We start from the raw sequence: 26,175 nt of genomic DNA on the forward strand, positions 1-26,175 counted from the left end.
TCAGCGCTCCTCTCCGTTGGAGCTGGGTCGGCCGTCCGTCGGTGCCTCCAGGAGGCTCAACAGGAGCCGCTGGAGTTCCGGCTTCGTGGTGAGTCTGGCCACCTTCGTCGCCGGCTTGCCCCTCCCTTGGTTGACTTCTTGGCGGATGACTTCCAGGTCTGGCACCGCTTCGAGCGGAACCTGCCACGTGCGTCCGGCCTGCCACACGGACGGGTTGCCGGACGGCGTCGGGGTGCTCCGGCCGTCGTCCGCGGGATGTGCGTCGTCGTTCGCGGGGTGCGAGTCGTTCTCGTCGTCCACGTACCAGTCCGCCGGAAAGTCGAATTCGTCGGCCTCGTCGACGGCCGGCTCGATCGGGCCGGGTGGTGCCTCCGGGACGAACCGCTGGTCGGACGGGATGCTGCCCCAGGCGTCCGGCAGGTCGTCGACGTTCGTGTCGTCGAGGTCGTCGGCCCGCCGGAGCCTCGGCCAGGTGGTGACGGCCGGGCCGGCGACCACGCGACCGAGCTCGCCGTCCAGGACAGCGATCGGGACCGCGCTCGCCGCCGTCAGCACGCCACCGGGGTTGACCTGGACGAGCCGTTGCAGCTCGGCCGGCAGTTGGTGGAGCTGGAAGATGCCTGACAGGTGATCGTCGTCGGCGCTTGCACTGCCCTGCAGTGGAAGCAGGAAGTCGGACAGCGACGTACCGTCCCCGACGACGAGTGCCGGGATGTACGTCGGCTGCAGGTTCAGGCCTCGTACTTCGACCCGCGCGAACTCCGGCCGGGTCTCGAACGGGACCACCGACACATCCAGCAGGACCGCGCCCGCGTACCGGCCGATGCGCATCGACCTCGCGGTCAGGCGTTCCATCAGGCCGCAGAGTGTCGAGGCTGCGATCTTGACGCGACCGGAGTACATGCCCGGTGGGAGCGGCGTGTAGCAGCCGAGCGGTATGCAGCTGGTCCGGTTCTGTGCGCCGCAGTGGCAGCCGTTCGCGCACCCCGGCCCGGCACACGGCACGAGCCGCTGGACGAGCTCGGTCCGGAGCGTGAGCATCAGCTCCTTCACGGTCGGCGTGAACGTCGACACCAGCCCGTCGCGACCGGTGTCACGGACGATGTTGGGGCCGTCCTGCGTGACGAAGACGCGCAGCCACTGCACGAGGTCGTCGAGGGTCAGGCCGGTGCTGCGGTCGAGCAGTACGGTCTGGCGTTCGGCCCCGGACACCAGGACCGAGTCGAGGACGGCTTCGAACTCGTCGACCTGCTCGGACGTGGCGGCGAGCAGGCGGCTGATCTGGACCAGGTCGGTGCCGAGGAACCCAGCGCCGTTGCCGAGGGTGAAGCCGATCCGGCGGTTCGTCCAGGAGTTCTGCAGGTCGACGACCAGATCGACCAGCGTCCAGAAGCTCGTCCGCTGCTTCTCCTCGTCGACCGTGTTGACGTGGTTGTCGTCGAGACCGAAACGGTCCCGCAGCGCACCGAGCTGGCCGGGAATGGTGTCGGGGTCGGTTCCCGGCGACACGGCCGGGACCGTCGGCACCTTGCCGTTCGCCGCCACCCTCCGCCCACCGTGGCGCCACGCGGTGACATGGCTGAAGTCGTCGTCGAGCACACCGAACGGGACGCTGGCGGAGGGCTCCGCGGACGGGTCGACGCCGGTCAGCACATTGAACGTAGAGTCGACCAGCGCCACCCGCGGACCGCCTTCGCGCCCGAATTCGGTGACGATGCGGCGGACCGAGTCGCGGACCAGGGTGCGGTACGCCTCGCAGTCCTGTGGGTCGGCGTCGGTGCGCAGCGGCTTCAGGCTGTCGAGCATCCGGGTGATCTGCTCGTGCGCCGACTTGGCCCGCAGGTACAGCGACGCCTGGCCGCCGGTGACGCCACCGAGGTCGGCCTGTACGGCGACACCGCGGGGGACGTACTTCGCGATCACGTGGTCCTCGAACGTGGACAGCTCGAAGGAGGCCGAGAGCGCGGCGGTGAAGGCCTGCGGGTCCTCGACCCGCGGGCGCCAGCCGAGCACGTCCCGGATGGCGGCGGCCACCACCGGGGCCTGGTCGTTGGTGCCGCCCGCGGCGGCCGGCCGGGCGACCGCGGCTGTCGTCAGCAACGGGAAGGCCTGGTCCACCTCGACGACCGGGAGTCCTGGCTGCACCTGTTTTTCGGTCACGACGACCTCCTGGAGGTATTCGTCCGGGCCGTCGCGAGAGACGGTCCGGTGACGAGCTCGTGCCACGCGTCGCCGACCGCCGTACCGGCGGCGACGAGCGGGTCTTCACAGCGTTCGAGGCTCTGCTCGACGCCGGTCCACCACGACGGCCAGGTACCACCCCGGCGCCGGGTCGATCCGCGCAGTCGCGAGACCGCCTCGTGGGCGCGCAGGTCGCGCCAGTAGATCAGGTTCGCTTCGCGGAGCAGCCGTTCCACCGCGGCGAGCTCGAGGCCCGTACCGGCGGGTGGGGTGCTCACCGCGGACAGTGCCTCGGCGAGCCGGGCCTGCAGTTCGACGGTCAGCTGCGCGACGTGTTCGGCCGACGCCAGGTCGCTCTCGACCGGCTGGTCGTCGTTCGCGGTCAGCACCAGTTCGGCGACCGCGAGCCAGAGGGTGCGGAGCGCCTGCTGCACGGCCGTACGGCGGTCTGCGATCGTCATCGCGTTCACCGCCTGGCCAGCTGGGTGTAGAAGTTCCGCATCAGCCGGTCGGGTTCGGCCCGGTGCTGGTCCAGCGCGGACCGGACGGCGCCGATCAGGAACCGTTCCGGCACCACCCCGGGGTCGACGCCTTTCGCGAGCCGGACGCCGGCCTCCTCGATCATCGCCTGGTGGCGTGGTTCGAAGAAGATCACCTGCCGCAACGACTTGCCTCCGAGGCCCTTGAACGGGGTGTAGCAGACGGCCTCGACGACGGCGGGGATCGCGGTCCGCGCAGTGGACAGCAACTTCGGTGGCAGCATCGACTCCCGCGGCACCGGGTAGAGCTCCGACCACGCGCGACTGAACTCGGCCGCGCGCTCCGGAAAACCCATCCGCCGCAACAGCTCGCAGGACAGGAACGTCCGTAGGTACGGCGTCGGATGTACCGACCGCGACGTGTAGCCGAACGCCTGCGCCGGCGCGCGGCCGATGACGTCCATCAACGACGAGACGAAGGCCTCGCCGCCCAGCAGGCAGCCGACCATGTCCCCGAAGATCTCCCGGTTCCACCTGGTCCAGATGTTGCTGATGGCAACAGGTACCCCGGCGGCGCGGAGCCGGTGCCGGATCGAGGCGGGAACGGCCTGCTCGAGCTGGAGCTCGTTCTGCAGGTTGTGCGAGACCTCGTGCAGGATCGCACCGATGGTCCACGGGTTCACCAGCCGGTGATATGGCAACTGGACCAGGGGAAACGGGTTCAGTTGCCGTCCCAGCCTGCGCAGCGGAATGCCGCGGCGGAACGTCGCCGGCGAGAACCCGGTACGCATGTAGCAGAACGGCGGTGGCGCCGGGATACTGCGCTCGTTGCCCAGGTGCATGAACACGTGCTGATAGCAATCAAGGGTGATCCGGTCGCAGGCGTCGAGCCAGTCGCCGAACGCGCTCTGCCGCTGGCCGAACAGTTCGAAGTAGAAGTCCCACACCCGCTCCGTGGCGCGGACCAGGTCGTGGGCCTGCGTCTTCAGGTCGAGGGCCAGGCCGATGCGATGTGGCGACGGGTTGGTCTGGGCGGCGTCGGCGGCGCGGTCGAGGCGTTCGACCAGGGTGTTCAAGGGGCCGCGAAGGGTTGCCAGCAACGCGTTGACGGCCTGTACGTGGCCCTCGCTCGGGCGGGCCGGCTGGCCGCCGAACTCGTCGCGGCGGAAGTCACGGAGGGCGGTCAGGTGGCGGCGGACGTTGAGCGCCTGGCCGGAGAGGTAGGCCGGGAGTACGTCGTGCTCCACGGATCTCGGAGCGGTGACGGGTACCGGGCCGGAGGACTCGCCCTCGAACCAGGGCAGCGAGGGCAACCACGACGGCCAGGAGCTGTCGGATGCCGGCGCCGGCGGCAGGGCGGGGGAGACCGGGAGCGTCGGCGAGACCGGGACGGTGGGTGAGCTCGAGAGGGCCGCGGCCGGGGCGAGAGCCGGGGGGTTCGCCGTACCGCTCAGGGCGTTGATGCGGGCGCGGAAGGCGGGCATGTCGAAGTTCGGGTCGATCTTGCGGCCCGGGGGATCGGCGACCTCCTTGTGGCCGAGGACGGCGCTCGCGCTGAGGCCGAAGTGGTCGATCAGCACCCGGCACAGCTGCGCGAACGCGGCCAGCTGGACCTCGGGCCAGGTCGCGTCGGTACCGGTCGCCTCGGCCTCGATCCCGATCGCGTGGCTGTTGCCCCAGGACGGATCGCGGACCGTACCGGCGTGGTTGCAGCGGCCGGCTGCGATCACGTACACCTTGCCGGACCTCGACAGCCCGAAGTGCGCCAGCGGACCGGTCAGGTCCGGGCGGCCGTCGACCAGGGTGTCCAGCGACGGCATGTCGGCGGTCCGGTTCAGCGTCGCGGTGTGGTGGCAGACCACCGCGCGGACGTCGCTCATCTCGCCCCGCCCACGGGTCTCCCAGCCGGGCACCTCGATCACCTCGAGGCTGGTCTTGCGGGCGACGCCCGCGAGGTCCGTCAGGTACGGCATCGTCCCTCCCCACCAGAAGTCGTACGGTCAGAACTCGTCCGGCCGGAACTCGTACGCTCAGCGCCGGCGCCGGCGCCTCGGCGCGGGCGGCCGGGTACGACGGACGCCGGGACCGGCCGGCCCGGTCGCACCGGTCGCGCGGCGGCGGTAGCGGCGGTCGAAGGTGCTCACGGCCCGCATCGCGCGGGTACGCTCCGGGGCCTGGCGGAACATCCGCCCGGCGATCCGGGTCAGCGTCGCGATCGCGGTCTCCGGCGTGACCGGGCGCCCGGAGGCGGCCTGGTCGGCGAGGCTCTGCGCGGTCCGTTGCAGGATCACCGGCAGCGCCAGCACGTACCTGCGGGTCGCCGGGTTGCGGCGCAGCCTCCGGCCGAGTGCCGTCGTACCGCGGATCAACGCCGGTGCGCTGCGGGCCAGGACGCCGGCGGCGCGCGGGATCAGCTTCGAGACCAGCGGAACCAGCGCACCGAAGAACGCCTCGGCCTCGCCCTCGCTGGCGGTCTGCGCGGCGCGGGCCGACAGGTGCGCCATCAGCTCGGCGTCGGGGTAGATCCGCCGGACCGGGTTCACGAACGCCTCGTCCTCGTACTCCTCCTCGGCCTCGTCCTCGGTCTCCGCCTCCGCCTCGAACTCGAAGTCGGCCTCGTACTCGCCGTCGCCGCCACCCAGCAGCCCGCCGAGCGCCTTGCCGATGCCGCCGATCGCGCCGAGGAAGTCCTCGTCCTCGTCCTCGGCTTCGAACTCGTCCTCGAGTTCGTACTCCGCCGTCGCGACGGCCTCGTCCTCGAACTCGTCCTCCTGCTCGAACTCACCCTGGATCTCCGGGTAGCTCCGGTTCAGCGCGGATGCCATGGTCGGTGTCCCTCCCAGCTCGATGTGGTTCAGCAGCTCGATGTGGTTCAGCGCCGCGGCCGGTGTCCACCGGCGCTGGTCGGCCGCCCGGCCGGTACGGCGCCCCGCGGGACCTTCACGTCGCTGACGACCCGGACGACCCGCGCGGGCCGGCCGCCCTTCGGCGGGATCCGTACCGGGGTGGTGATCCGGACGACACCCGGCCGCGGCCGCGGGACCCGCCCGGCGCCGACGGTGCGGGTGCGCAGCGGCTGCCGGCGTACGGTCAGCGTCCGGCGGCTCGCCCCGGAGCGCGGACCTCCGTGGCGGTGACCGGTACGGCGCCCGTACCCGTCGTAGCTGCCGTACCCGCGGCGGTACGAGCCGTCGTACCAGCCTCGGCCCCCGTAGCCGCCCCCGTAACCGCGACGCGAGCGGCCGTGGTACCGGCGGCTGCGGCCGAGGCCGCGGGCGTGCCGGCGCAGGACGGCCTGCCGTACCCGGCCCGGCATCAGTGCGCGGGAGGTCGCGGCGCCCATCACCTGTCCGAGCTCGACCGGTCCGACCGGCTCGCCGGCGGCGATCCGCCGGACGATGGTCCGGGCCGCCCCGTCGGCGATGCCGGGAACCAGGCGCACGGCCTGCCGCGTGCTGCGGTTGCCGTGCAGCATCCGCGTGATGGTCGCGGCGCCGCGCAGCAGGTGTGGCAGCAGCCGCTCGAGTTCGCGGCGGTCCTGCGGGCTGATCGCCGAGTAGGCCGCCGCGCCACCGAGCGCCTCCGCTTCGGCTTCGGACTCACTGGCCGCGGCCTGCGCCGCGAGGTATTCCGCGAACGACTGCGAAGGTGCGAGGGCTGTCGCGGCCATGTCCTCGAACTCGGCCTCGAACTCGTCCTCGTACTCGCCTTCGAGCTGGGAGGTGACGGCTCGCGCGAGTGCCCCGGCGGCCGGTCCGCCGATGGCGGTGGCGACCAGCGGGCCGGCGGTCTTGGCGAGCGTCCGGAGGAACGGCGCGGCCTTGCGGAACACGCCCTTCAGCCGCTTGAAGAACTCCTCGGCCTCTTCCTCGGACTCGAACTCGTCCTCGTACTCACCGTCGCCACCGCCGCCGAGCAATCCGCCGGCGACCTTGGCGATCGGGCCGAGCAGCCCGAGGAAGGCCTCGTCCTCGTACTCGTCCTCGCCCTCTTCTTCCCACTCGTACTCCTCCTCGCCGAGCAGGCCGCCGATCGCGTTCACCACGCCGCCGAGGCCGGGGAAGAAGTCCTCGTCCTCGTACTCCTCCTCGAGCTCGGACTCGTCCTCGAGCTCGTCCTCCCACTCGGCTTCGTCCTCGGTCTCGTACTCCGCCTCCCATTCGGCCTCGTACTCGGTCTCGAACTCGTCCTCGTAATCCGTGGTCTGACGCGCCATGGTGGCCCTCCTCGCTCGGCCGGGACAGCTTGCCCCTCCATGGCAGCCCCGATCGGTGGCGGCGGTCAGTCACCTCTCGGGGTGAAGCACATCGGTGCTCCACCACCCGTGCGACCCGGACCGAAGTACCCCATCCGCGCGACGGGTCGGCTAGCGTCTGCGGGGACAGGCGACGAAGGGAGTTCCGGTGCGCAGGATCCTGGTGGTGGGTGGCGGGTACGCCGGGTTCTACACGGCGTGGCGGCTGGAGAAGAAGTTGCGCCGTGGTGAGGCCGAGGTGGTCGTCGTCGACCCGCGGCCGTACATGACCTACCAGCCGTTCCTGCCCGAGGTGGTCGCCGGCTCGGTCGAGGCGCGGCACGCGGCGGTGTCGCTGCGCCGGAACCTGCGGCACACGAAGCTGATCGCCGGCATGGTCACCGGGATCTCGCACGCGGACCGTACCGTCACGATCCGGCCGTCGTCGGGCGACGAGTACACGATGACGTACGACGTGATCGCGGTCACCGCGGGCGCGGTGACGCGGACGTTCGACGTACCGGGCGTGGCCGAGCGCGCGATCGGGATGAAGCACGTCGAGGAGGCGGTCGCGATCCGGGACCGGCTGTTCACCGCGTTCGACGAGGCGGCCGGGCTGGCGCCGGGCCCGCAGCGGCGCAAGCTGCTCACGGTCACGTTCGTCGGCGGTGGGTTCTCCGGCGTGGAAGGGTTCGCCGAACTGTTGTCGCTGGCGCGGGCGCTGCTGAAGAAGTACCCGGAGCTGTCCGAGAGCGACCTGGGGTTCCACCTGGTCGAGGCGTCCGGGCGGATCCTGCCCGAGGTCAGCGACAAGCCGGGCGACTGGGTGGTGAAGATGCTGGAGAAGCGTGGCGCGGCCGTGCACCTGAACACCACGATGGACTCGGCCGACGACGGTCATGTCGTCCTGTCCGACGGGTCCGAGTTCGACTCGGAGCTGATCGTCTGGACGGCCGGCAACGCCGCGACCCGGCTGCTGCGCAACCACACCGACCTGCCGCACAACGAGCGCGGGATGGTGCAGGTGCGGGCGGACCTGCGGATCGGTACCGAGACCGAGGTGATCCCGGACGCGTGGGCGGCCGGCGACGACGCGGCGGTGCCGGACCTCGCGACCGGTTCCGGGTACACCGTGCCGAACGCGCAGAACGCCGTCCGGCAGGGGAAGGTGCTGGCGAAGAACCTGCTGCGGTCGTTGCGCGGGAAGGCCCCCAAGAACTACGTACACCACAGCCTCGGCGTGATCGCGACGCTCGGGCTCGGGTCCGGGATCTTCCAGTACAAGGGGATCGTGATCAAGGGCCTGCTCGCGTGGCTGATGCACCGCGGCTACCACGTGCTCGCGGTGCCGACGTGGGACCGCAAGATGCGGGTGCTGGCGATCTGGCTGGTGGCGTTCTTCTACGGCCGCGACATCGTGTCGCTGGCCTCGGTCCAGAGCCCACGTGAGGCGTTCCAGACCGAGGCGAAGGCCCGCACCGCTCAGAGTGAAACGAGTACTACTGTCGCCGCGGCACAAACGAGTCCGACTGCCTGACGTCGGGTCAGGCGTTCGCGCAGCACGGTCAGGCCGAGGAGGACTGTGACCGCGGGGTAGAGCGAGGTGAGTACGACCGCGACCGAGAGTGCCTGCGCTCGGGTGGCGATCATGAAGGCGGCGATCGCGGACGTACCGAGGATGCCGGATCCGATCGCCAGCAACGCGGTCCGGCGGCTCATCCGCAGCCGTTCGCGGCGGACGGCGATCGGGGCGACCGTGAGGACGGCGACGAGCCGGTTCATTGCCAACGGCCACAATCCGGCGGCGGCGTCGGCGCGGGCCAGAGCGACGTACTGCAAGGCGAACGCGGCGCCGGACAGCAACGCCCAGCCGGCGCCCGCGGTCGGCGTGGTCCGTGCTCCTCGACCGCTGGTGATCAGCCAGATCGCGGGGACGGCGATCACGCAACCGGCCCAGGCCCACCAGCCGAGCCGGTCGTGCAGGAGCGCCACGCCGATCACCACCGGGATCGCGACTCCGGCGACATCACTGAGCGGTACGACGAGGCTGAACCGGCCGACCTTCATCGCCTGGAACAGGAACGCCGCGCCCAGCCCGGTACCGATCCCCGAGAACGCGCCCCACCCGACGGCGACCGGTGTGAGGTTCGGCGCGGCGACGAACAGCGCGAGGACACTGACGAGGACGACGCCGCAGAGTTGCCCGATCAGCACGACCGCCGCGCTGTGCAGCCGACGGGCCGCGAGGCCGGCCGCGAAGTCCGACAACCCGAAACACAGCGCGGAGGCCAGCGCCAGAGCAACACCCATAGATGCTTGGTAACCGGTTAGCGGCCGGGCAAACGGGTCTCAGTTGATGCGCGTGAGGCGGCCGTCCTGCGTGATGCGGACGGTGGTTTTGCGGGATCCCACCGTCAGGTCCACGAAGTACATGCCGGCGACCGTACGGGTCTTGTACGTGACGGCTTCGGTCGGAGCGGTGGGGACGATCGCGGAGAGGATTGTCGCGTCGTTGCCGTTGCGGTTGAACTTCACCACCGGGGCCGACTCTCGGTGGAAGATGTCCGGGTAGTACCAGCCCTGGACCGGGTCCTGTTGTCCTTCGACGACGGTGATGCCGTCCTTGGCCGGCTGCTGCTGGTACGGGATCTGGAGCAGGTACGTCTTGGCGTCGCGGCTGGTCGCGACCGCCTCCGTCGGCGATTGGACCGTCACCTTCTGACCCGGTGCGAGGTGCCAGAGCGTCTCGTACCGTTGGGTGCTCGTCGCCTGGCCACGGTCGAGGGTGACGATCAGGTCCGGGTCCTTCAGCACGAGGACGTCGCGTTTGCGGGTGATGCCGGGCGCGGGGGAGTCGGCCAGCGAGTACGACTCCCAGGTCGGGGTGATCGACGCCCGGGTCAGCTGGGTCGGAACGGACGCGGTGTCCGCGGACGGGATCGTCATCACGTTGTGCGCGGCAGCGCTCTTCGACCACGCCTGCCACTTGTCGAGCTGGTACCCGGAATGGCCCGGGTCGATCAGGATGTCGCGGCCGTGCGACGAGTACGTGATCGACGTGTGGTCGTCATGACCGTGCAGTGTCCGCGCAGCGCCGTACCGGATGCTGTAGGTCGACTCCTGCGCGAACGGGCGCGTCTCGCCCCAGCCGGTGCGGCCGAAGACGTACCCGGCGTCGAAGACCGCGACACGCTTGCCTGGCTTGGCGCCGTGCTTGCCCAGGGAGGCGACGTAGTCGAGGGCCGTCCCGGCCGCACCGGTCGGCTTCTGCCGTACGGCGTCGCCAACCTGCTGCAGTTCGCCGGTGGACTTGGTCGCGAGCGCGAGCCATTCGGAGAGGGCGGCTCGTCGTTGGGCGATCACTGTACCGGGGCTGGAACCACAGCGTTGCAGGGCAGTCGTGGCGCGGCCCCAGAGGAGGTAGTTGAACATCGCGTACCCGACGGACTGCTCGTTGGTCGAACCCTGCGGATCGATCGCGGTCGTGATCGCCTGCGTCAGCCGGTTGACGGCGAGCACCTTCAGCTCCGGGCGCTTGAGCGTGCAGCCGACACCGAACAGCGCGATGCTCTCGTCGGTACCGTGGTTCGACTGGCCGCTCCAGTTCACGATCATGAACTGCGCGTGGTCGACGAGCGCCTTGTCGAGCCAGGCGTACTGCGTGGGCAGCTTGGTGACGTGCGTCCCGGTGAGGACAGCCTGGCGGGCGCACAGCAGGACGTTGGTCCGGTGCATCGTCGCCTCCCACGCGCCGACGTCGCCCTTCCAGCTGTACGGGTTGTCACGGACCCAGTCGTGGATGATCGCCAGCACGTGATCGAGCGTCTTGCGGTCGCCGCGCGCACCGGCCTCGATCCCGGCGCCGAGCCAGCGCAGCGAGTGCAGCCACATGTACCAGCTGGGCTTCTTGTACGGGTTGGAGCGCCAGTTGATGTCGCCGCTGCCGTTGCCGACCTTGTACGGCGGGTCGTCGCCCCACGCGAACGTGTCGCTCATCAGCATCGGGACCGGTACCTGGATACCGCTGTAGCCCGGGCACTCGTACGTTCCGGTGTTCGCGACCGGGGTCGACGGCGGGGGAGTCGCCGGGGTGTCCACACCCGGCAGTGGCTCGTCGGTGGACTGCGGGACGGTCGGGGTTGGTGTCAGTGTCGGCGGCTTCGGCGTGGTGCTGGTTGGTGAGCTGGCGGTGGTCCTACTGCGGGTGCCCGGCATCAGTACGAGCACCGCGCCGGCGAACGCGACGCCGCAGACCAGTACGCAGGCAAGCGTCAGCGCGACGGTCACACCCAACCGCCTCTTCCGCTGCGCCACTCGCCCCCCTCTCCATCAACAAGACGCCGCAACCCACCCGCCAGGTTGCGAGCGATTTCTTCAAGCCAGACCACCCACCCCGGAGGAAAGCTACCCGCATGCCCGAAAACACGTTCACTCCGGCCCTGGGCCGTTTCCTCCCCGCCCGCTTCTTCGACCTGGTAGCCCTGCTCCTGCGCCAACCCGTCTGGCGCACCCAGGTGGTCACCATGGCCGCCTTACAGCCCGGAGAGGTGGCCGTGGATGTGGGTTGCGGCACCGGCACCCTCGCCCTGCTCCTCCACGGCTCCGAACCCACCGCCCAGGTGATCGGCGTAGACCCCGACCCCCAGCTCCTCGCCCAAGCCAGCCAGAAGGCAGCCGGTCGGGGAGTCGAGTGGCGGGAGGGGTTCGGGGATGAGTTGGTGGGAGTGGTTGGGGCGGGGAGTGCGGATGTGGTGGTGTCGAGTTTGGTGTTGCATCAGTGTCCGTTGGGGGTGAAGCGGGGGATTCTGGCGGCTGCGTATGACGTACTGCGGCCCGGTGGGCGGTTGGTGATCGCGGACTACGGGTTGCAGCGAACGCGGCTGATGCGGACGGCGTTCCGGATTGTGCAGTTGGTGGACGGGCGCGAGGACACCCAGCCGAACGCGGACGGGATCCTGCCGGAGCTGATCACCGCGGCCGGGTTCCTGGACGTTCGCGAGGTGAGCGTCGTGCTGACGGTCACCGGTTCGATCTCGGTGCTGACGGCGTACCGCGGAGCGCCGGAAGAACCTCCCGCGGAGTGAGCCCCATCATCTCGCGCATCCACCGGCTCAGATGCGCCTGATCGGAGAACCCGGCCACCACCGCCGCCTCCGCCAACGAACGCCCGGCCGCCAGCTCCTCCGCCGCCCGCCGCAACCGCGCCCACACCCGCCACCGCGCCAACGACATCCCCAACCCCTCCCGAGCGACCGCCCGCAACCGCGCTCCCGACAACCCGACCCGCCCGGCGACTTCTCCCATCCCCAAGCCCGGCTCCGCCACCACCAGTTCCATCGCCGCCACCAAGCGCGAATCCACCCGCCCCGCCCCGGTCGCCTCCCACGACAGCTCCTCGGGTGGAGCGGACAGGGTCGTGATCGTGGTGTAGGTGCGGAACGCGTCGGCGAACACTGACTGCGGTTCGATGAAGTAGGTGAGGAGGTCCGTACAGGGGAGTAAGCGATGCCAGGTCATGGGTGGTACGACCAGTGCCGGACCGTGGTGTTCGACCCCAGCGTCGTCGATCATCGTGACCTCGGCGCCGATCGCCAGCTGGTACGCCGCGTGCCGGTGGCGGCTCGCTCCGGCGACCGGGCCCTGGTAGCGCGCGTAGCCGTCCCGGATCAGGAACCGCGTGCGAGTCATGTGGCCGAGCGTACGAGTTCCGGCGCGCGGCGGCCGAGTGCCGTCACGACCAGTCCCAGAAGGCTTGCGCCGGCGGCGACGACTGCGCACGTCACGAAGCCGCGGGCGAGGTTGTGGGCCGTGCCGAGCAGGGGGCCGAACGTGGCGACGCCGATTGCTCCGCCGATCTGTCGGGAGGTGTTGAACGCGGCCGAGGCGGCGCCGTGCAGCGCGGGTTCGACGGCGGCGATCGACTGCGCTGTCATCGTCGGTACGAGCAGTCCGGAGCTGAACCCGATCGGCACCAGCGCCAGCACCATCGGCCAGACCGCGGACGACGTACTCGCCCATGCCAGCCCGAGCATCGCGACCGTGATCACCGCCTGCCCGAGTGCGAGTACGGCGGGACGCCCGATCCGCCGGACCAGCGGTGCGGACCCGATGTTCGCGATCGAGATCAGCCCGGTCAACGGCAGGAACAGCAACCCGGTCACCAACGCGCTCAGGTGCCGGCCCTGCTGCAGCAGCAGGCTCATCGAGAAAAGTACGCCGTAGAAGGCGAAATTGAGCAACGAACCCTGGATCGCCGTGGCCGCGAACCCGCGATCGGCGTACAACCCCGGCGGCAGCAACGGCGACCGTACCGACCGCTCCACCCACACGAAGCTCACCAGTCCAGCAACCGCCAGCGCCGCCGCGCCCAGGACCGCCGGATCGGACCACCCGCGCACCGGTGCCTCGATGAGCGCGAACACCAGCCCACCGATGAACGCCGTCGCCGTACTCATCCCGGCAACGTCCAGCCGCCGCGACCCGCGGCGAACGGTAGGCATCGCCCGCCACGCCCAGAGCGCGGCCGGGATCCCGATCACCACGTTGACCGCGAACACCGCGCGCCAGTTCGCGAGCGCGACCAGCCCGCCGCCGAGCAACGGCCCGGCCGCCATCCCGGCGCCACCGGCCGCGGCCCACCAACTGACCAGACGGTGCCGCGTGTGCTCGTCGGTCGCGGACGCCGTCGCCAGCACGAGTGCGCTCGGCAGCAGCAGGGCCGACCCGGCACCCTGGACGAGCCGGGCGAGGTTCAGCATCAGCATCGAGCCGGCCGCCGCGCAGACCGCCGACGACAGCGTGAACACGAGCAGCCCGGTGAGGAACGCCCGCTTCGCGCCGAGCGTGTCGGCGATCGCGCCGGCGCCGAGCATCAGCGCCGCGAACGACAGCGTGTACGCGTTCAGCGACCACTCGAGCTCGGCGCGAGAGGCCTGCAGATGGGTGCCGAGCTGGGCGAGGGTGACGTTCACGATCGTGCTGTCGACGAAGACCATGAACGAGGCGATCAACGCGAGCGCGACGACCGACCGGCGGGTTGGGGGCATGCCGCCCACCCTACGTCGCTGTTCGATGTACGTCGAACAATTTCTCGGCGAGCGGACCGTTGACCCGGGCGCGCGGGCTGGCTACGGTGTTCGAACCGTATCTCGGAAATCGATTTCTCCCGCGTCCGCCCGCCCAGTCAAGGAGAATCCGAATGACCGTCCCCGAGCTCCCGGCCGGTTGTGCGAACCGTTCCTGCGCCGGCGACTGCCCCCGCGCGCACCTCAGCCGCCGCACGTTCATCGCGCTCGGCGCCACCGCGCTGGGCGCCGTCGGCCAAGTCGCACTGGGGGCCGACCCGGCCGCAGCTGTACCGGATCAGGCCTTCGCGTCTCCACCGAGGACCGATCGTGCGGTGCTGTACGACCGCGGTACGCCGACGTCCTACGCCGGCGCCGCCCTGCAGAAGATCGGCATGCCCGTCGGGGGCGGCACGACCGGCCAGGTGTACCTGGCCGGCGACGGCCGGCTCTGGGCGTGGGACATCTTCAACCCGACGTCGTTCCCGCTCGGCGGCGCGGACTTCTCCGGCCACCACTACGCGTTCCCACTGTCCGCGGACGAGCCTGGCGCGTCGCACTTCGCGCAAGGCTTCGCGCTGCGTACGTCGACCCGCGGCCGGACGACGACCCGGAGCCTGGACGCGAACGGCTTCGCCGGCATCCGCTTCACCGGCTCGTACCCGATCGGCCGGGTCGCCTACTCCGGCAACCCGGTGACGGTCGAACTCGAGGCGTACTCGCCGTTCGTCCCACTCGCGACGCTCGACTCGTCGTTGCCCACGACAATCATGTCGTTCACGCTGCGGAACACGTCCGCGGCCCCGGTCCGCGCGACCCTGCTCGGGTACGCCGCGAACCCGGTCTGCATCGACAGCCGCAAGAGCCAGCCGACCACCTTGCAGGCGCGGGCGTTCGACGGCGGTGTCCAGTTCGGCGCCGTCGACGATCTGGGTGCGGATCAGGGCGACATCCTGTTCGAGGACTGGGAGAAGGACACCTACGACGGCTGGACCGTGACCGGCGACGCGTTCGGATCCGGCCCGGTGCGACCGCTCGACGTACCGAACCTGATGAAGCGCTTCGGCGACCTGAACGTGTCCGGCACCCGGTTCGTCACCTCGTACGACTTCCGCGGCGGCACGAACGATGCCGCCGTCGGATCGTTGACCAGCAGAGAGTTCACCATCGAACGCCGCTACGTCGCGATCGGACTGAGCGGAGGCCGGCACCCGGGCGACACCTGCGTCAACGTCGTCGTGGACGGGCAGGTGGTCGCGACCGCGACGGGTGACGAGAGCGAGCCGCTGGTTCCGCAGCTGCTGGACGTCGGCGCGTACGCGGGGCGGATCGCCCACATCGAGATTGTCGACAACGGTACGGGCGCCTGGGGACACGTCAGCTGCGACGCGATCGTGTTCACCGACCAGGCCGACATCCTGTTCGAGAACTGGGACAGGACGACGTACGACGGGTGGACCGTCACGGGTGATGCGTTCGGTTCGGGGCCGGTGACCGCGGCGGAGACGCCGGACGGGTTCCGGCGGCCGTTCGGCGTACGGACCGAGCTGAACGTGAGCGGACGGTTCGTGACGTCGTACAACTTCCGGGGGACAGGGGACCCGGACCGGTTCACGGGGTCGCTGACCAGCCGGGAGTTCGTCGTCGAACGGCGGTTCGTGACGGCGTGGGTCGGTGGCGGCAGCCATCAGGGCGAGACCTGCCTGAACGTGGTGGTCGACGGTGAGGTGGTGGCGTCGGCGACCGGGACCGACATCGAGCCGCTGACCGCGGTGTCGATGGATGTCGGGAAGTACGCCGGGCGGCGTGCCCACCTTCAGATCGTCGACAGTCACACGGGTGGCTGGGGTCACGTGAACGTGGACCGCATCCTGTTCAGCAACCGCCCGATCCGCCGGCGGCCGGTCGCGGAACGCCCCGACGGCGGGACCTTCGCGCTCGCCGCGCTCACCCCGGGCTCCGTTGTCCGGCCGTCGATTGCTGACTGGACGACCCTCGACGGGCTGTTCGACTCGGCCGATGCTCCGGCGGACTCGGACGGGCCGCAGGCGGGGACTGTTGCGGTGACGGTGACGTTGCGGCCGGGGGAGTCGCGGACGATCCGGTTCGCGTACGGCTGGTTCTTCCCGAACCCGGAGCGCGAGTTGTTCGCCGAACTCGTCGGCGCCTCGACCTTCCGCCGGCACTACGCGACCCGGTTCGCGTCGGCTCGCGATGTCGTCCAGTACGTCGGCAAGAACCTCGAACGGCTCGAGCGCGACACCAAGCTCTGGGTGCAGACCTGGTACGACGACTCCTCCCTCCCGCACTGGTTCCTCGAACGGACCCTGGCGACGGCTTCCACGATCGCGACGAGCACCTGCTACCGCTGGGACGACGGCCGCTTCTACGCGTGGGAAGGTACGTACTGCTGCGCCGGCACCTGCGAGCATGTCTGGAACTACGCGCAGGCCATCGCCCGCCTGTTCCCCGATCTCGAACGCGACACCCGCGAACGCGTCGACCTCGGCATCGCGTTCCGCCCGACCGGCGAGATCGGCAACCGCGGCGAGGCCGGCGACGCGTCGAGCTCGTTCGCGGACGGTCAGACCGGCACGATCCTGCGCCTCTACCGCGAACACCAGATGAGCAAGGACTTCACGTTCCTGCACCGCGTCTGGCCGCGCGTCCGTACGGCGGTCGAGTTCCTGGTCACGCACCGAGACGGTCCAGACGAGGACGGGATCTTCCGTGGCAGCCAGTGGAACACCCTCGACACCGAATGGTTCGGTGAGGTTCCGTGGATCAGCGGCCTGTACGTCGCCGCGCTCCGGGCCGCGGCCGCGATGGCGACCGACGTCGGCGACACCGCGAGCGCGACCCGCTACGGAACGATCGCCGACCGCGGGTCGAAGTACCTGGGAAGCAACCTGTGGAACGAGGAGTACGGCTACTACGTCCAGAAGGTCGACCCGGCCCACGCGACCGCGGAGAACAGCAACCGCGGGTTGTTCATCGACCAGATGTACGGGCAGACGTACGCCGCGCAGCTCGGACTGCCGCGGGTGTTCCCGGCCGACCAGGCGCGGACCGCGCTGCGGAAGCTGTACGAGACGAACTTCCGCCAGGATCCGGGTACGTACCGGCCGCCGGGGATCGACGCGGGACGCGTCTACACGACCGACGGGGAGAGCGGCGTACTGATGGCGACCTGGCCGCACGGTGGTTCGACCGAGACACGTGGGTTGATGTACTTCAACGAGGTGTGGACCGGCCAGGAGTACCAGTTCGCCGCCCACCTGTTCGCGGAGGGCATGACCGACGAGGCGCTGGCCGTCACCCGTGCCATGTACGACAGGTACTCCGGCCAGAAACGCAACCCGTACAACGAGATCGAGGCCAGCGACCACTACGCCCGCGCGATGATGGGCTACGGCGTCTACCTAGCTGCTTGCGGTTACGAGCACCACGGCCCGCGCGGTCACCTCGGCTTCGCCCCACGCATTCGTCCGGAGAACTTCCGGAGTGCGTTCACCGGGGCCGAAGGGTGGGGCCTCTACAGCCAGCGCCGGACGCCGAAGTTGCTCGACGCAACGATCGACGTCCGCTACGGCCGGCTGAACCTCACCACACTGTCCTTCGAGACCGTCACACCTGCACGGCGGGCCGAAGTCCGCCGCGGGCCTGAGCGCCTCGCCGCGACGGTGGTTGCTGCTGGCAACCGGGCGGTCGTCACGCTCGCCAAGCCCACGGCGATCACCCCAGGGAACCACCTGGAGGTGGTGCTGAGTTGACCCGGCCCGCCGCCGATACGGGGGAGTCGGCGGCGGGCACGGGCCGGTCGGTGGGCCTGCGGATCACGCCGAGGTGATGTCCGGTTCGGCGACATGGCAGGCGGCCTGGTGGTTCGGGCCGAGGACCCGGAGGGTCGGGGTGACGTCGTGGCACTTGTCGATGGCGAGCGGGCAGCGCCAGCGGAACCGGCAGCCGGGGGTGGGGTCGATGACCTTCGGCGGTTCGCCGGTGTCGCCCTCGATACCGGTGCTGAGCGGAGCGCGCGGGTCGGGGACGGCGCCCAGCAGAAGATCTGTGTACGGGTGCTTGGGGTTCTGCAGCACCGACTCGGTCGGACCGGTCTCGACCACGTGGCCGGCGTACATGATCATCAGCCGGTCGGCGACGTACCGGGCGCTGGCGATGTCGTGGGTGATGTAGAGGAACGAGACGCCCTGCGACTCGCGCAGTTCGGCCATCAGGTTGAGCAGGCCGATCCGGATCGACACGTCGAGCATCGACACCGGCTCGTCGGCGAGGATCAGTTTCGGCTTGTGCGCAAGGGCCTGCGCGAATCCGATCCGTTGCCGCTGGCCACCACTCAGCTCGTACGGGAACCTGTTCATGATGTCCGCGGCCGGGGACAGCCCGACCGCCTCGACCACCCGTTCCGCCTCGGCGTACCGCTGTGCCCGGTCCAGCTCCGGCCGGTGCAGCTTCAGCGAACGCAGCACGCCGTGCGACACCCGGAACGCCGGGTTCAGCGAGCTGAACGGGTCCTGGAACACCATCGGTACGTCGCCGCGGTAGGACAGCTGGTCCTTGCGGGAACGGTACGTAGACATCGCCCGGCCCTGGTAGAAGATCTCGCCGCTGGTCGGCTTGTACACGCCCGCGAGCAGCCGCGCGATCGTACTCTTCCCACTGCCGCTCTCGCCCGCCAGCGCGACGATCTCCTGCCGCCCGATCGAGAAGCTGACCTCGTCGACCGCGTGCAGCAGTTGCCGCGAGAACCCACGCCCGACCCGGAAGTGCCGGGTCAGGTCTCTTGCCTCGAGCAACGGCGCGGCGGCCGACTCGGTCACGCCCGCGGTGTCTGCTTCGGTCGTGGTCATTTGGCCTCCCGGACGAGATCAGGTGCGTGCAGCAGGCACCGGGCCTGCACGCCGCCCACCTGGTAGAGCTCCGGCTCGATCTTCGGGCAGTCCTCGAACGCCTTCGGGCAGCGCGGCTGGAACCGGCACCCCGGCGGCGGGGACGCAAGGTTGGGCGGCGCCCCGGGAATCCCGGTCAACGGCACCTTGGGACCACGAATCGATGGGAAGGCATCCAGCAGCCCAGCACTGTACGGATGTTCGGGGTGATCGAACACCGCGCGGGTGTCGCCGAACTCGACCACCTGACCGGCGTACATCACCACGAGCTTGTCCGAGAAGTGGCTGACCAGCGACATGTCGTGGGTGACGAAGATGACCGCGAACCCGAGCTTGCGCTGCAGTTCCTTGATCTGCACCATCAGCGACCGCTGCGCGACCACGTCGAGCGCCGACGTCGGCTCGTCCATGATGATCAGGTCCGGGGTGAACAGCAGCGCCATCGCGATCATCGCCCGCTGCCGCATCCCGCCGCTGAGTTGATGCGGGTAACTGCGAAGGTGGATCGGGTCGATGCCGACCAACCGCAGCACCTCGGCGGGCCGGCCCTCGTCGACCACCTCGTCGTGCGCCATGATCGTGTCCCGGAACTGCGCGCCGATGCTCTTCACCGGGTTCAGCGCGTTCATCGCGCTCTGCATCACGACCGAGAAGTCCCGCCAGCGCATCTCGGCCAGGTGCTTCTCGTTCATCCCGACGAGTTCGCGGCCCTGGAAGCGCACGCTGCCGCCGGTAATCGCGGCCGGCGGCGTCAGCAGTTGCGCGATCGCGAACAGCAGCGTCGACTTGCCGCAGCCGGACTCGCCGACCACCCCGACGAACTCACCGGCGTGTACGTCGAGATCCACGTGGTCGACCGCGACGACCGGCTTGGCGCCGGTGTCGTACTCGACGGTGAGATCGCGGACCTCAAGAAGCTGATCTGGCACGTCGCCTCCGAACCGGCCGCAGCGCGGGATTGCTGATCTCGTCGAACGCGTAGTTGAGCAGGGCGAACGAAACGCCGAGCAGCGCCACCGCCAGACCCGGCGACAGCGCCCACGCGGGCAGGCCGTTCACCAGGGCGCCCTGGTTCTGCGCCCAGTAGAGCATCGTGCCCCAGCTCAGCGAGTTGGGGTCGCCGAGCCCGAGGAACTGCAGCCCGGCGGCGGTGAGTACGGAGTACAGCGCGGCGCCGAGGAAGTTCGCGACGATCAGCGAGATCATCGTCGGCAGCACCTCGACCACGATGATGTACGAACGCCGCTCGCCGCGGACCCGCGCCGACTCCAGGAAGTCCCGGTTCCGCAGCGACAGCGCCTGGGCCCGCATCTGCCGGGCGCCGTACGACCACCCGGTGAGGACCAGCACGATGATGATCACCGTGAGGTTGCCCTTGCCGGCGTACGTCGCCAGCACGATGATCAGCGGGAACGTCGGGAGGACGAGAAAGATGTCGGTCAGCATCGACAGACCGTCGTCGGCGAACCCGCCCAGATACGCCGCTGACACGCCGATGATGACCGACAAGATCGTGGCACCCAGCCCGGCGACCACGGCGATCACCAAGGACTCACGGGTGCTGTAGATGAGTTGCGCGTAGACGTCCTGCCCGAGTCCCGTCGTACCGAGCCAGTGGCTGCCCGACGGATGCTGCAGCGGCAGGTCGCCGATCGCCTGTGGATCGTGGTGCGCGCCCGGGACGAACAACCCCGGGAACGCGGCGAGCAGGATGAACAACAGGAGCAGCGCGGCCCCGACGACAGCCTTGCGATTGCGCAGGATGGCGCGGATCAATCCACCGCGCGGGCGGCGCGTGGCACCCGCGACGGGCGCGGACGCACCAGCAACGACGGCGCTCATCTGGTCATCCCTTCGTCCGGGCGCGGGGGTCCAAGAGGAACACCGCGAAGTCGCACAGCAGGACACAGATCAGCACCGCGAGCGTCACCAGCAGGAACAGTGCCTGCAGCAACGGGTAGTCGGTGCTCACCGTGGCGTTGTAGAACATGTAACCCAGGCCGGGGTAGTTGAACACGTACTCGACCAGGATCGTCCCGGAGATCACGAAGCCGAGCGACATCGCGAACCCGGACAGGTTGGGCAGGAACGCGTTCCGGCCGGCGTAGCCGAACATGATCTTGCGGCCCGGGATGCCCTTCGCGCGGGCCATCCGGACGTAGTCCTCGGCGAGCGTGGTGACCATGTTGTTCCGCATGGTCAGGATCCAGCCGCCGACCGCGGTGACCAGGATCGTCGAGGCCGGCAGGATGCCGTGCTTGATCACGCTCCAGATGAACTCACCGCTGAACGCCGGGGTGAGTCCCTGGTCGTAGTTGAAGTCGTTGGGCAGGATCGGGTTGTCGCCGATCGCGAACAGCGAGATCAGCAGCAACGCGACCCAGAAGTACGGCAGCGCCGAGGTGACGATGAACACCGGCGGCACGATGCCGTCGATCAGGCCGCCGCGCCGCCAGCCGGCCACCGTCCCGATCAGCGTGCCGATCGCGAACGCCAGTACGGTCGCGATGCCGACCAGGCCGAGCGTCCACGGCAGCGCGCTGCCGATCAGGGTCGTCACCGGTACGCCGAGGCTGCTGCCGATCGAGACACCCCAGTGCCCGGTGACCATCGACCTCAGGTACTCGCCGTACTGCAACAGGACGTTCTTGTCCGGGTCGAAGCCGAACTCCGCCAGCACCGTGCGCAGTTGCTCGGGTGTGACCACCGCGCCGCCCTTGCTGAGGCGTTCCCGCAGTGCTTCCTCGGGACTGCCCGGCATCAGCCGCGGGATGAAGAAGTTCAGCGTCATCGCCGCCCACAACGTGAGCACGAAGAACCCGAGACGTCGTATCAGGTATCGCACTCCCACCAACTCCTCGTGCTCACGCTTTTACCCATCTTGGTTCTACACAGTCCTTACTTCTGGGCGGACTTCGAGTACAGGTTGGCCAGCACCTGACCGACGTCAGGGATGTTGTACGGCGCCGGCTGCGCGTACGGGTTGTCCTGTGTCGGCCAGCCGTCCAGGTCCTTGGTGTTGTACTGGTACCAGTCGACCGACTCGGTCGTCGGGATCACCGGGACGTCCTTGATCATGTACGACGAGATCTGCTTGATCAGCTTGACCTGCGTGTCCGGGTCGGCGGAGGCGTACTGGTCGAACAGCTTGTCCACCTCGGGCTTCATGTAGCGCGAGTAGTTGCTGCTGGCCTGCTTGCCGATCGGCGCGGAGTTCTTCGAGTACAGCAGTTGCCGCAGCTCGTAGTACGGCGTCGGGCCGCCGGACTGGCTCGCGTACGCGAGGTCGTAGTCACCGGTGAACAGCTTCTGGTTGTACGACTGCTGCTGCAGGTCCTGGATCGTCAGGTCGATGCCGGCCTTCGCGAGCTGCTGCTTCACGACCGCCAGCGACGCGTCCCAGTCGGTGTAGCCGGTGACCGTGATGATGCTGAGCTTCAGCTTGTTCGAGTCGGAGTACCCGGCACTCTGCAGGAGCTGCTTGGCCTTGTCCAGGTTCGGCTTGTCGTACCCGGCCGCGCTCAGCGCGTCCTTGTCGAAGTACTTGTCGAACGTGGGCGAGACGACACCGGTCTGGTTCGCGGCCGGCTGGTACCCGCTCTCACCGATCTTCGAGATCTGCTCGCGGTCGAGGGCGTACGCGATCGCCTGCCGGACCGCCAGCTTGCTGGTCGCCGGGCGGGACGGGTCGTTGTTCGGGACGATCGCGACGTTCGCGGTCGGCGGGAACCAGTAGTTGTTCTCCGGCGACTTCGCCTTGTAGAAGTTGTCGATGTTCGGGATGTACTGACCGCCCCACTGCGCCTTGCCGCTGGCCAGGTCGAGGTTGGCGGGGTTGTTGTCCAGGTAGGCCGGGTACTGCACCTTCTGCACGTACGGCTTGCCGGGCTGCCAGTACGACGGGTTCGCGACGTACGAGATGTTGTTCGAGCTGCAGGACTCGACCGTGAACGGCCCGGTGCCGACCGGCTTCGGGTCCGCCCAGGTCGCGGGCTTGGACGCGGCCTCGCCGGTGGACCAGATGTGCTTCGGCACGATGCCGACCTGGCCGGCGAAGTTGAAGAAGTACGGCTCGGCCGCGGACTTGAACTTCAGCGTGACCTTGTTGCCGGCCGCGGTGACGCTGGTCAGCCCGGCGCCGCTCCACAGCGAGTACAGGTCGAGGGCCGGCTGTTCCTTCATCCGGTTGAAGGTGTACACGACGTCGTCGGCGCTGAACGGCTGCCCGTCGCTCCACTTCACGCCGTCGCGAATGGTGAAGACGATCGAGTCCTTCTTCGGCGACCAGGTGAAGTCGGTCGCCAGCATCGGCGTGGTGGCGCCGGCCTTCAGTACGTTGACGAACGTCAGCGTCTCGTAGACGAAGCCGTTCGCCTCCTGGTTCACCGCCGGGTTGAACGGGTTGAACTGGCACGGCCAGGTCTGCCCGCCGACGTTGGCGATGGTGACGGTGCCACCCTGCTTGTGCTCGCCGGTGCCCCCGCCTCCGCCGCTGCTCGTCGACGAGGACGGGTTGGACGAGCTCGCGCTCCCGATCGGCTTGTCGCCGCCACCGCAGGCCGCGGTCAGTGCCCCGACCGCGATCGCGGCGACCGCGATCCGTGTGATGCTGCCCCTCATCGTCTTCTGCCTTTCGCTACTGGATTCCTGCTCATGCGAATGCTTCCGCACCGAGGACGACCCCCGCGGCCTCGACGCCCAGGGCGAGCGCTCCGATCAGCGGTGCCTCCGTCGGGAACCGGGCCACCGACAGCTCCGGTGGGAACGGGACGGCTGCGTCGAGAGCGCGGCGCAGTCCGGGTTCGAGCTGGTCCCAGGAACGGACCAGGCCGCCGCCGACGACGATCCGGTCCGGATCGATCGCGATGGCCAGGTTGGCGAGATGCGTCGCCAGCTCCCGGACGAACTCGTCGGTGAGGACGGCGGCATCCGGCTGGGTACGCGCCATCGTGAAGACGTCGGCGGCCGTGACGGTACGCCCGAGCCGGGCGGACCCGGTGGTCTCGAGCGCCTGGCCGCTGACGACGTGTTCCAGGATCGTGCGTTCGTCCGGACCGACGTACACGTCGGCGGGCGAGCGCAGGTTGTAGCCGATCTCGCCGGAGGCGCCGTGCGCCCCGGTGATCACGGTGCCGCCGGCAACGATCGCGATCGCCAGACCGGTGCCGAGATTGAGGTAGAGCCCGGGGTCGGAGCCGGCCAGCGCGCCCCAGCGCAGTTCGGCTTCGGCCGCCGCTTTGACGTCGGTCGCGAGCTTGACCGGTACACCGGGGAAGCCGTCGCGGATCAGCCGCCCGAACGGGAGTTCACCCCAGCCCGGGAAGGTAGGTGCCAGTTCGACACGGTCGTCGTACGGGATGCCCAGCGTGGCGGCGCCGACACCGGCGAGCTCCTGGTCCGGCGCGACCTCGGCGAGCAGGTCGCGGGCCGCGGTCAGTCCGCGGGTCATCGCTTCGGCGGCGCCGCCGGACTCGACCTGGCTGTCGACGGTCGTCGCGCCCAGCCGGCGGCCGGACAGCTCCCCGACCGCGACGGCGATCTTCGTCCCGCCGAAGTCCAGTCCGAGGACGACCGGTGTCGAAACCACGGGGTGGCACCTCCTCGCGCCGACCAATAGAATCGATAGGAAACTAACTTAACTATCACCGGCACCACAAGGGATCAGTGGAACTTGTTGGCCGAGTTGTTAGCGAACGAGGGGAACGAGGGGGCCGACTGTGACGGTTACTGCCGGGGGAGCACGCCCGCAGCTGATCCGCGAGATCAACGAGCAGGTACTGCTCGACCACATCCGGCGATCCGGCCCGATCTCGCGGACCGAGCTCGCCGGGTTGACCGGACTCTCCAAGCCGACGGTGTCCGCGGCGCTGGGCTCGTTGGAGCGGACGGGTCTCGTGCACGTGACCGGTCAGCGCACCGGCGTACCAGGGCCGGCGGCGAACCTGTACGAGGTACGCCCCGAGGCCGGGTTCGTCCTAGGGCTGGACGTCGGACGCGAGTACCTGCGCGGAGCGATCGCGGATCTCGCCGGAACCGTCCGGTCCCGGTTGAGTGTGCGGACGAAGGCCGGCGACGCAATGGCGCGGATCCAGGAGCTCGTCGACCTGGCCAGGACGCTTGCGGCCGACGCGGGGATCGATGCCGATCAGCTCACCCAGACCGTGCTCGGGAGTCCCGGTGTGTACGACCCCCGGCTCGATGCACTGACGTTGACGGGGCGGCTGACCGGATGGGATTCGCCGGCGACGCTCGCCGCGTTGCGCGATCGGTTCGGGCCGACGTTGATGATCGAGAACGACATCGACGCGGCCGCGATCGCCGAACGGGTGCACGGTCACGGCCGGGACGTCGACAGCTTCGCGTTCGTCAGCGTCGGCACGGGTATCGGCATGGGCCTGGTACTGGACGGGAAGCTGCGGCACGGATCGCACGGCGTCGCGGGCGAGATCGGGTACCTGCCGTTCACCGAAGGCAGCGGCAGCGATCCGCGGGACGCCCGTAAACGTGGAGGTTTCGACGCATCCGCTTCGGCCGCGGCCGTCGTACGTGCGGCTCGCCGGGCAGGGATGCGCGGCGCACCAACGGCCGAGAAGGTGTTCGCGGCCGCAGCGCGCGGCGATGCTCTCGCCGCCGCCGTCGTCGCCGAGGAAGCGTTGCTGGTGGCGAAGGCGGTGTGCACCGTCATCACTGTCGTCGACCCGGACCTCGTCGTGCTCGGCGGTGGTATCGGTCAGGCACCTGGATTCCTCGAGGCCGTCACCAAGCAGTTGCGCGTGCTGGCGCCGGTGATGCCGGAGGTGAAGGCGAGCGTGCTCGGCACCGAAACAGTGGTGGCCGGATGTATCGCCGCCGGGCTCGATCGCGCCTGGCAGACGTTGGTCGGAAACTCTGCGTAAGAACCGGACGCAAACCGTCCGCAACCCGGATTACTGTGCGAGCCATGACTATCGCTATGTACCCGAGTTTCGTGCTGGACTGCCCGGACGCGGCGGTGCTCGCCCAGTTCTACGGCGAGCTGCTGGGGTGGAAGGTCAAGACCGACGAGGGCTGGGCGGAGATCCGTCCGGAGGACGGCAGCAACTGCATCAACTTCCAGCAGGTGAAGGACTACAAGGCGCCGACCTGGCCGACCCAGGACGTGCCGCAGCAGCTGCACCTCGACGTGATGGTGCGCGATCTCGACGAGGCCGAGCAGGAGGTGCTCGCGATCGGGGCGACCAAGGCGGAGCATCAGCCCGGTACTACGTTCCGCGTGTTCCTCGACCCGGCCGGACACCCGTTCTGTCTGTGTGTGGACTGACAAATAGAGT

General features: G+C 69.4%; 20 protein-coding genes. 5 read left to right on the plus strand and 15 right to left on the minus strand.

Features of this window, described 5'->3' with window-relative positions:
- Genes ACFYRU_RS18205 through ACFYRU_RS18225 form a run of 5 tightly spaced genes read right to left on the minus strand, consistent with a single transcriptional unit; the run spans nucleotide 1 to nucleotide 6,876 of the window.
- Nucleotides 1-2,160, minus strand: coding sequence for a hypothetical protein (locus ACFYRU_RS18205; RefSeq protein ID WP_387659899.1), 2,160 nt, complete (start codon nucleotides 2,158-2,160; stop codon nucleotides 1-3).
- On the minus strand, nucleotides 2,157-2,642 hold the full coding sequence (locus tag ACFYRU_RS18210; protein WP_387659902.1) for a hypothetical protein: 486 nt from the start codon (nucleotides 2,640-2,642) through the stop codon (nucleotides 2,157-2,159). The genes ACFYRU_RS18205 and ACFYRU_RS18210 overlap by 4 nt, the downstream gene beginning before the upstream one ends.
- 5 nt (nucleotides 2,643-2,647) lie before the next feature.
- Nucleotides 2,648-4,633 (minus strand): N-acetylmuramoyl-L-alanine amidase, encoded by a 1,986-nt coding sequence (locus ACFYRU_RS18215; protein ID WP_387659905.1) that lies wholly within the window; start codon nucleotides 4,631-4,633, stop codon nucleotides 2,648-2,650.
- A gap of 57 nt (nucleotides 4,634-4,690) precedes the next feature.
- Nucleotides 4,691-5,485 carry a hypothetical protein gene (locus ACFYRU_RS18220; RefSeq protein WP_387659908.1) on the minus strand — a complete coding sequence of 265 codons (795 nt, stop codon included), beginning with the start codon at nucleotides 5,483-5,485 and terminating at the stop codon, nucleotides 4,691-4,693.
- Between the two features lie 47 nt (nucleotides 5,486-5,532).
- Nucleotides 5,533-6,876 (minus strand): hypothetical protein, encoded by a 1,344-nt coding sequence (locus ACFYRU_RS18225; protein WP_387659911.1) that lies wholly within the window; start codon nucleotides 6,874-6,876, stop codon nucleotides 5,533-5,535.
- A 187-nt stretch (nucleotides 6,877-7,063) separates the two neighbouring features.
- Between ACFYRU_RS18225 and ACFYRU_RS18230 the strand changes: the two genes are divergently transcribed.
- The gene (locus tag ACFYRU_RS18230) at nucleotides 7,064-8,431 is read left to right on the plus strand and encodes an NAD(P)/FAD-dependent oxidoreductase (RefSeq protein ID WP_387659913.1); all 1,368 of its coding nucleotides are present in this window, start codon (nucleotides 7,064-7,066) and stop codon (nucleotides 8,429-8,431) included.
- Here ACFYRU_RS18230 and ACFYRU_RS18235 read toward each other — a convergent pair.
- Together ACFYRU_RS18235 and ACFYRU_RS18240 are read right to left on the minus strand one after the other, a co-directional pair.
- Nucleotides 8,377-9,204, minus strand: coding sequence for an EamA family transporter (locus ACFYRU_RS18235; RefSeq protein ID WP_387659915.1), 828 nt, complete (start codon nucleotides 9,202-9,204; stop codon nucleotides 8,377-8,379). The genes ACFYRU_RS18230 and ACFYRU_RS18235 overlap by 55 nt on opposite strands.
- A 39-nt stretch (nucleotides 9,205-9,243) precedes the next feature.
- Entirely contained in the window at nucleotides 9,244-11,181 is a 1,938-nt protein-coding gene (locus ACFYRU_RS18240; protein WP_387659917.1) for a heparinase II/III family protein, read from the minus strand.
- Between the two features lie 125 nt (nucleotides 11,182-11,306).
- Between ACFYRU_RS18240 and ACFYRU_RS18245 the strand changes: the two genes are divergently transcribed.
- Nucleotides 11,307-11,978: a class I SAM-dependent methyltransferase gene (locus ACFYRU_RS18245; RefSeq protein ID WP_387659919.1), complete on the plus strand. Its 672-nt coding sequence runs from the start codon at nucleotides 11,307-11,309 to the stop codon at nucleotides 11,976-11,978.
- Here ACFYRU_RS18245 and ACFYRU_RS18250 read toward each other — a convergent pair.
- Entirely contained in the window at nucleotides 11,914-12,582 is a 669-nt protein-coding gene (locus ACFYRU_RS18250) for a helix-turn-helix domain-containing protein (protein WP_387659921.1), read from the minus strand. The genes ACFYRU_RS18245 and ACFYRU_RS18250 overlap by 65 nt on opposite strands.
- Complete coding sequence (locus tag ACFYRU_RS18255; RefSeq protein WP_387659924.1) at nucleotides 12,579-13,940, minus strand: MFS transporter; 1,362 nt, start codon at nucleotides 13,938-13,940, stop codon at nucleotides 12,579-12,581. The genes ACFYRU_RS18250 and ACFYRU_RS18255 overlap by 4 nt, the downstream gene beginning before the upstream one ends.
- 152 nt (nucleotides 13,941-14,092) lie before the next feature.
- Here ACFYRU_RS18255 and ACFYRU_RS18260 point away from each other — a divergent pair, with 152 nt between their 5' ends.
- The gene (locus ACFYRU_RS18260) at nucleotides 14,093-17,731 is read left to right on the plus strand and encodes a GH116 family glycosyl hydrolase (RefSeq protein WP_387659927.1); all 3,639 of its coding nucleotides are present in this window, start codon (nucleotides 14,093-14,095) and stop codon (nucleotides 17,729-17,731) included.
- Nucleotides 17,732-17,794: 63 nt separating this feature from the next.
- Here ACFYRU_RS18260 and ACFYRU_RS18265 read toward each other — a convergent pair whose 3' ends face one another.
- The 6 genes from ACFYRU_RS18265 to ACFYRU_RS18290 are packed head-to-tail and all read right to left on the minus strand — an operon-like array spanning nucleotide 17,795 to nucleotide 24,452.
- Entirely contained in the window at nucleotides 17,795-18,826 is a 1,032-nt protein-coding gene (locus ACFYRU_RS18265) for an ABC transporter ATP-binding protein (RefSeq protein ID WP_387659930.1), read from the minus strand.
- Nucleotides 18,823-19,794, minus strand: a complete 972-nt coding sequence (locus tag ACFYRU_RS18270; protein WP_387659933.1) for an ABC transporter ATP-binding protein — start codon at nucleotides 19,792-19,794, stop codon at nucleotides 18,823-18,825. The genes ACFYRU_RS18265 and ACFYRU_RS18270 overlap by 4 nt, the downstream gene beginning before the upstream one ends.
- A complete protein-coding gene (locus ACFYRU_RS18275) occupies nucleotides 19,775-20,707 on the minus strand; it encodes an ABC transporter permease (protein WP_387659936.1) in 933 nt (310 codons plus the stop codon). The genes ACFYRU_RS18270 and ACFYRU_RS18275 overlap by 20 nt, the downstream gene beginning before the upstream one ends.
- Nucleotides 20,708-20,711: 4 nt before the next feature.
- Nucleotides 20,712-21,710: an ABC transporter permease gene (locus tag ACFYRU_RS18280; protein ID WP_387659939.1), complete on the minus strand. Its 999-nt coding sequence runs from the start codon at nucleotides 21,708-21,710 to the stop codon at nucleotides 20,712-20,714.
- A 53-nt stretch (nucleotides 21,711-21,763) separates the two neighbouring features.
- Nucleotides 21,764-23,485: an ABC transporter substrate-binding protein gene (locus tag ACFYRU_RS18285; protein ID WP_387659942.1), complete on the minus strand. Its 1,722-nt coding sequence runs from the start codon at nucleotides 23,483-23,485 to the stop codon at nucleotides 21,764-21,766.
- 31 nt (nucleotides 23,486-23,516) lie between these two features.
- On the minus strand, nucleotides 23,517-24,452 hold the full coding sequence (locus ACFYRU_RS18290) for an ROK family protein (protein ID WP_387659945.1): 936 nt from the start codon (nucleotides 24,450-24,452) through the stop codon (nucleotides 23,517-23,519).
- A gap of 130 nt (nucleotides 24,453-24,582) precedes the next feature.
- Between ACFYRU_RS18290 and ACFYRU_RS18295 the strand changes: the two genes are divergently transcribed.
- Together ACFYRU_RS18295 and ACFYRU_RS18300 are read left to right on the plus strand one after the other, a co-directional pair.
- Nucleotides 24,583-25,761 (plus strand): ROK family transcriptional regulator, encoded by a 1,179-nt coding sequence (locus ACFYRU_RS18295; protein WP_387659948.1) that lies wholly within the window; start codon nucleotides 24,583-24,585, stop codon nucleotides 25,759-25,761.
- A 44-nt stretch (nucleotides 25,762-25,805) separates the two neighbouring features.
- The gene (locus ACFYRU_RS18300) at nucleotides 25,806-26,165 is read left to right on the plus strand and encodes a VOC family protein (protein WP_387659951.1); all 360 of its coding nucleotides are present in this window, start codon (nucleotides 25,806-25,808) and stop codon (nucleotides 26,163-26,165) included.
- The last annotated feature ends 10 nt before the right edge of the window (nucleotides 26,166-26,175 follow it).

This window comes from Kribbella sp. NPDC004536 (assembly GCF_042873835.1).
GTDB lineage: Bacteria > Actinomycetota > Actinomycetes > Propionibacteriales > Kribbellaceae > Kribbella.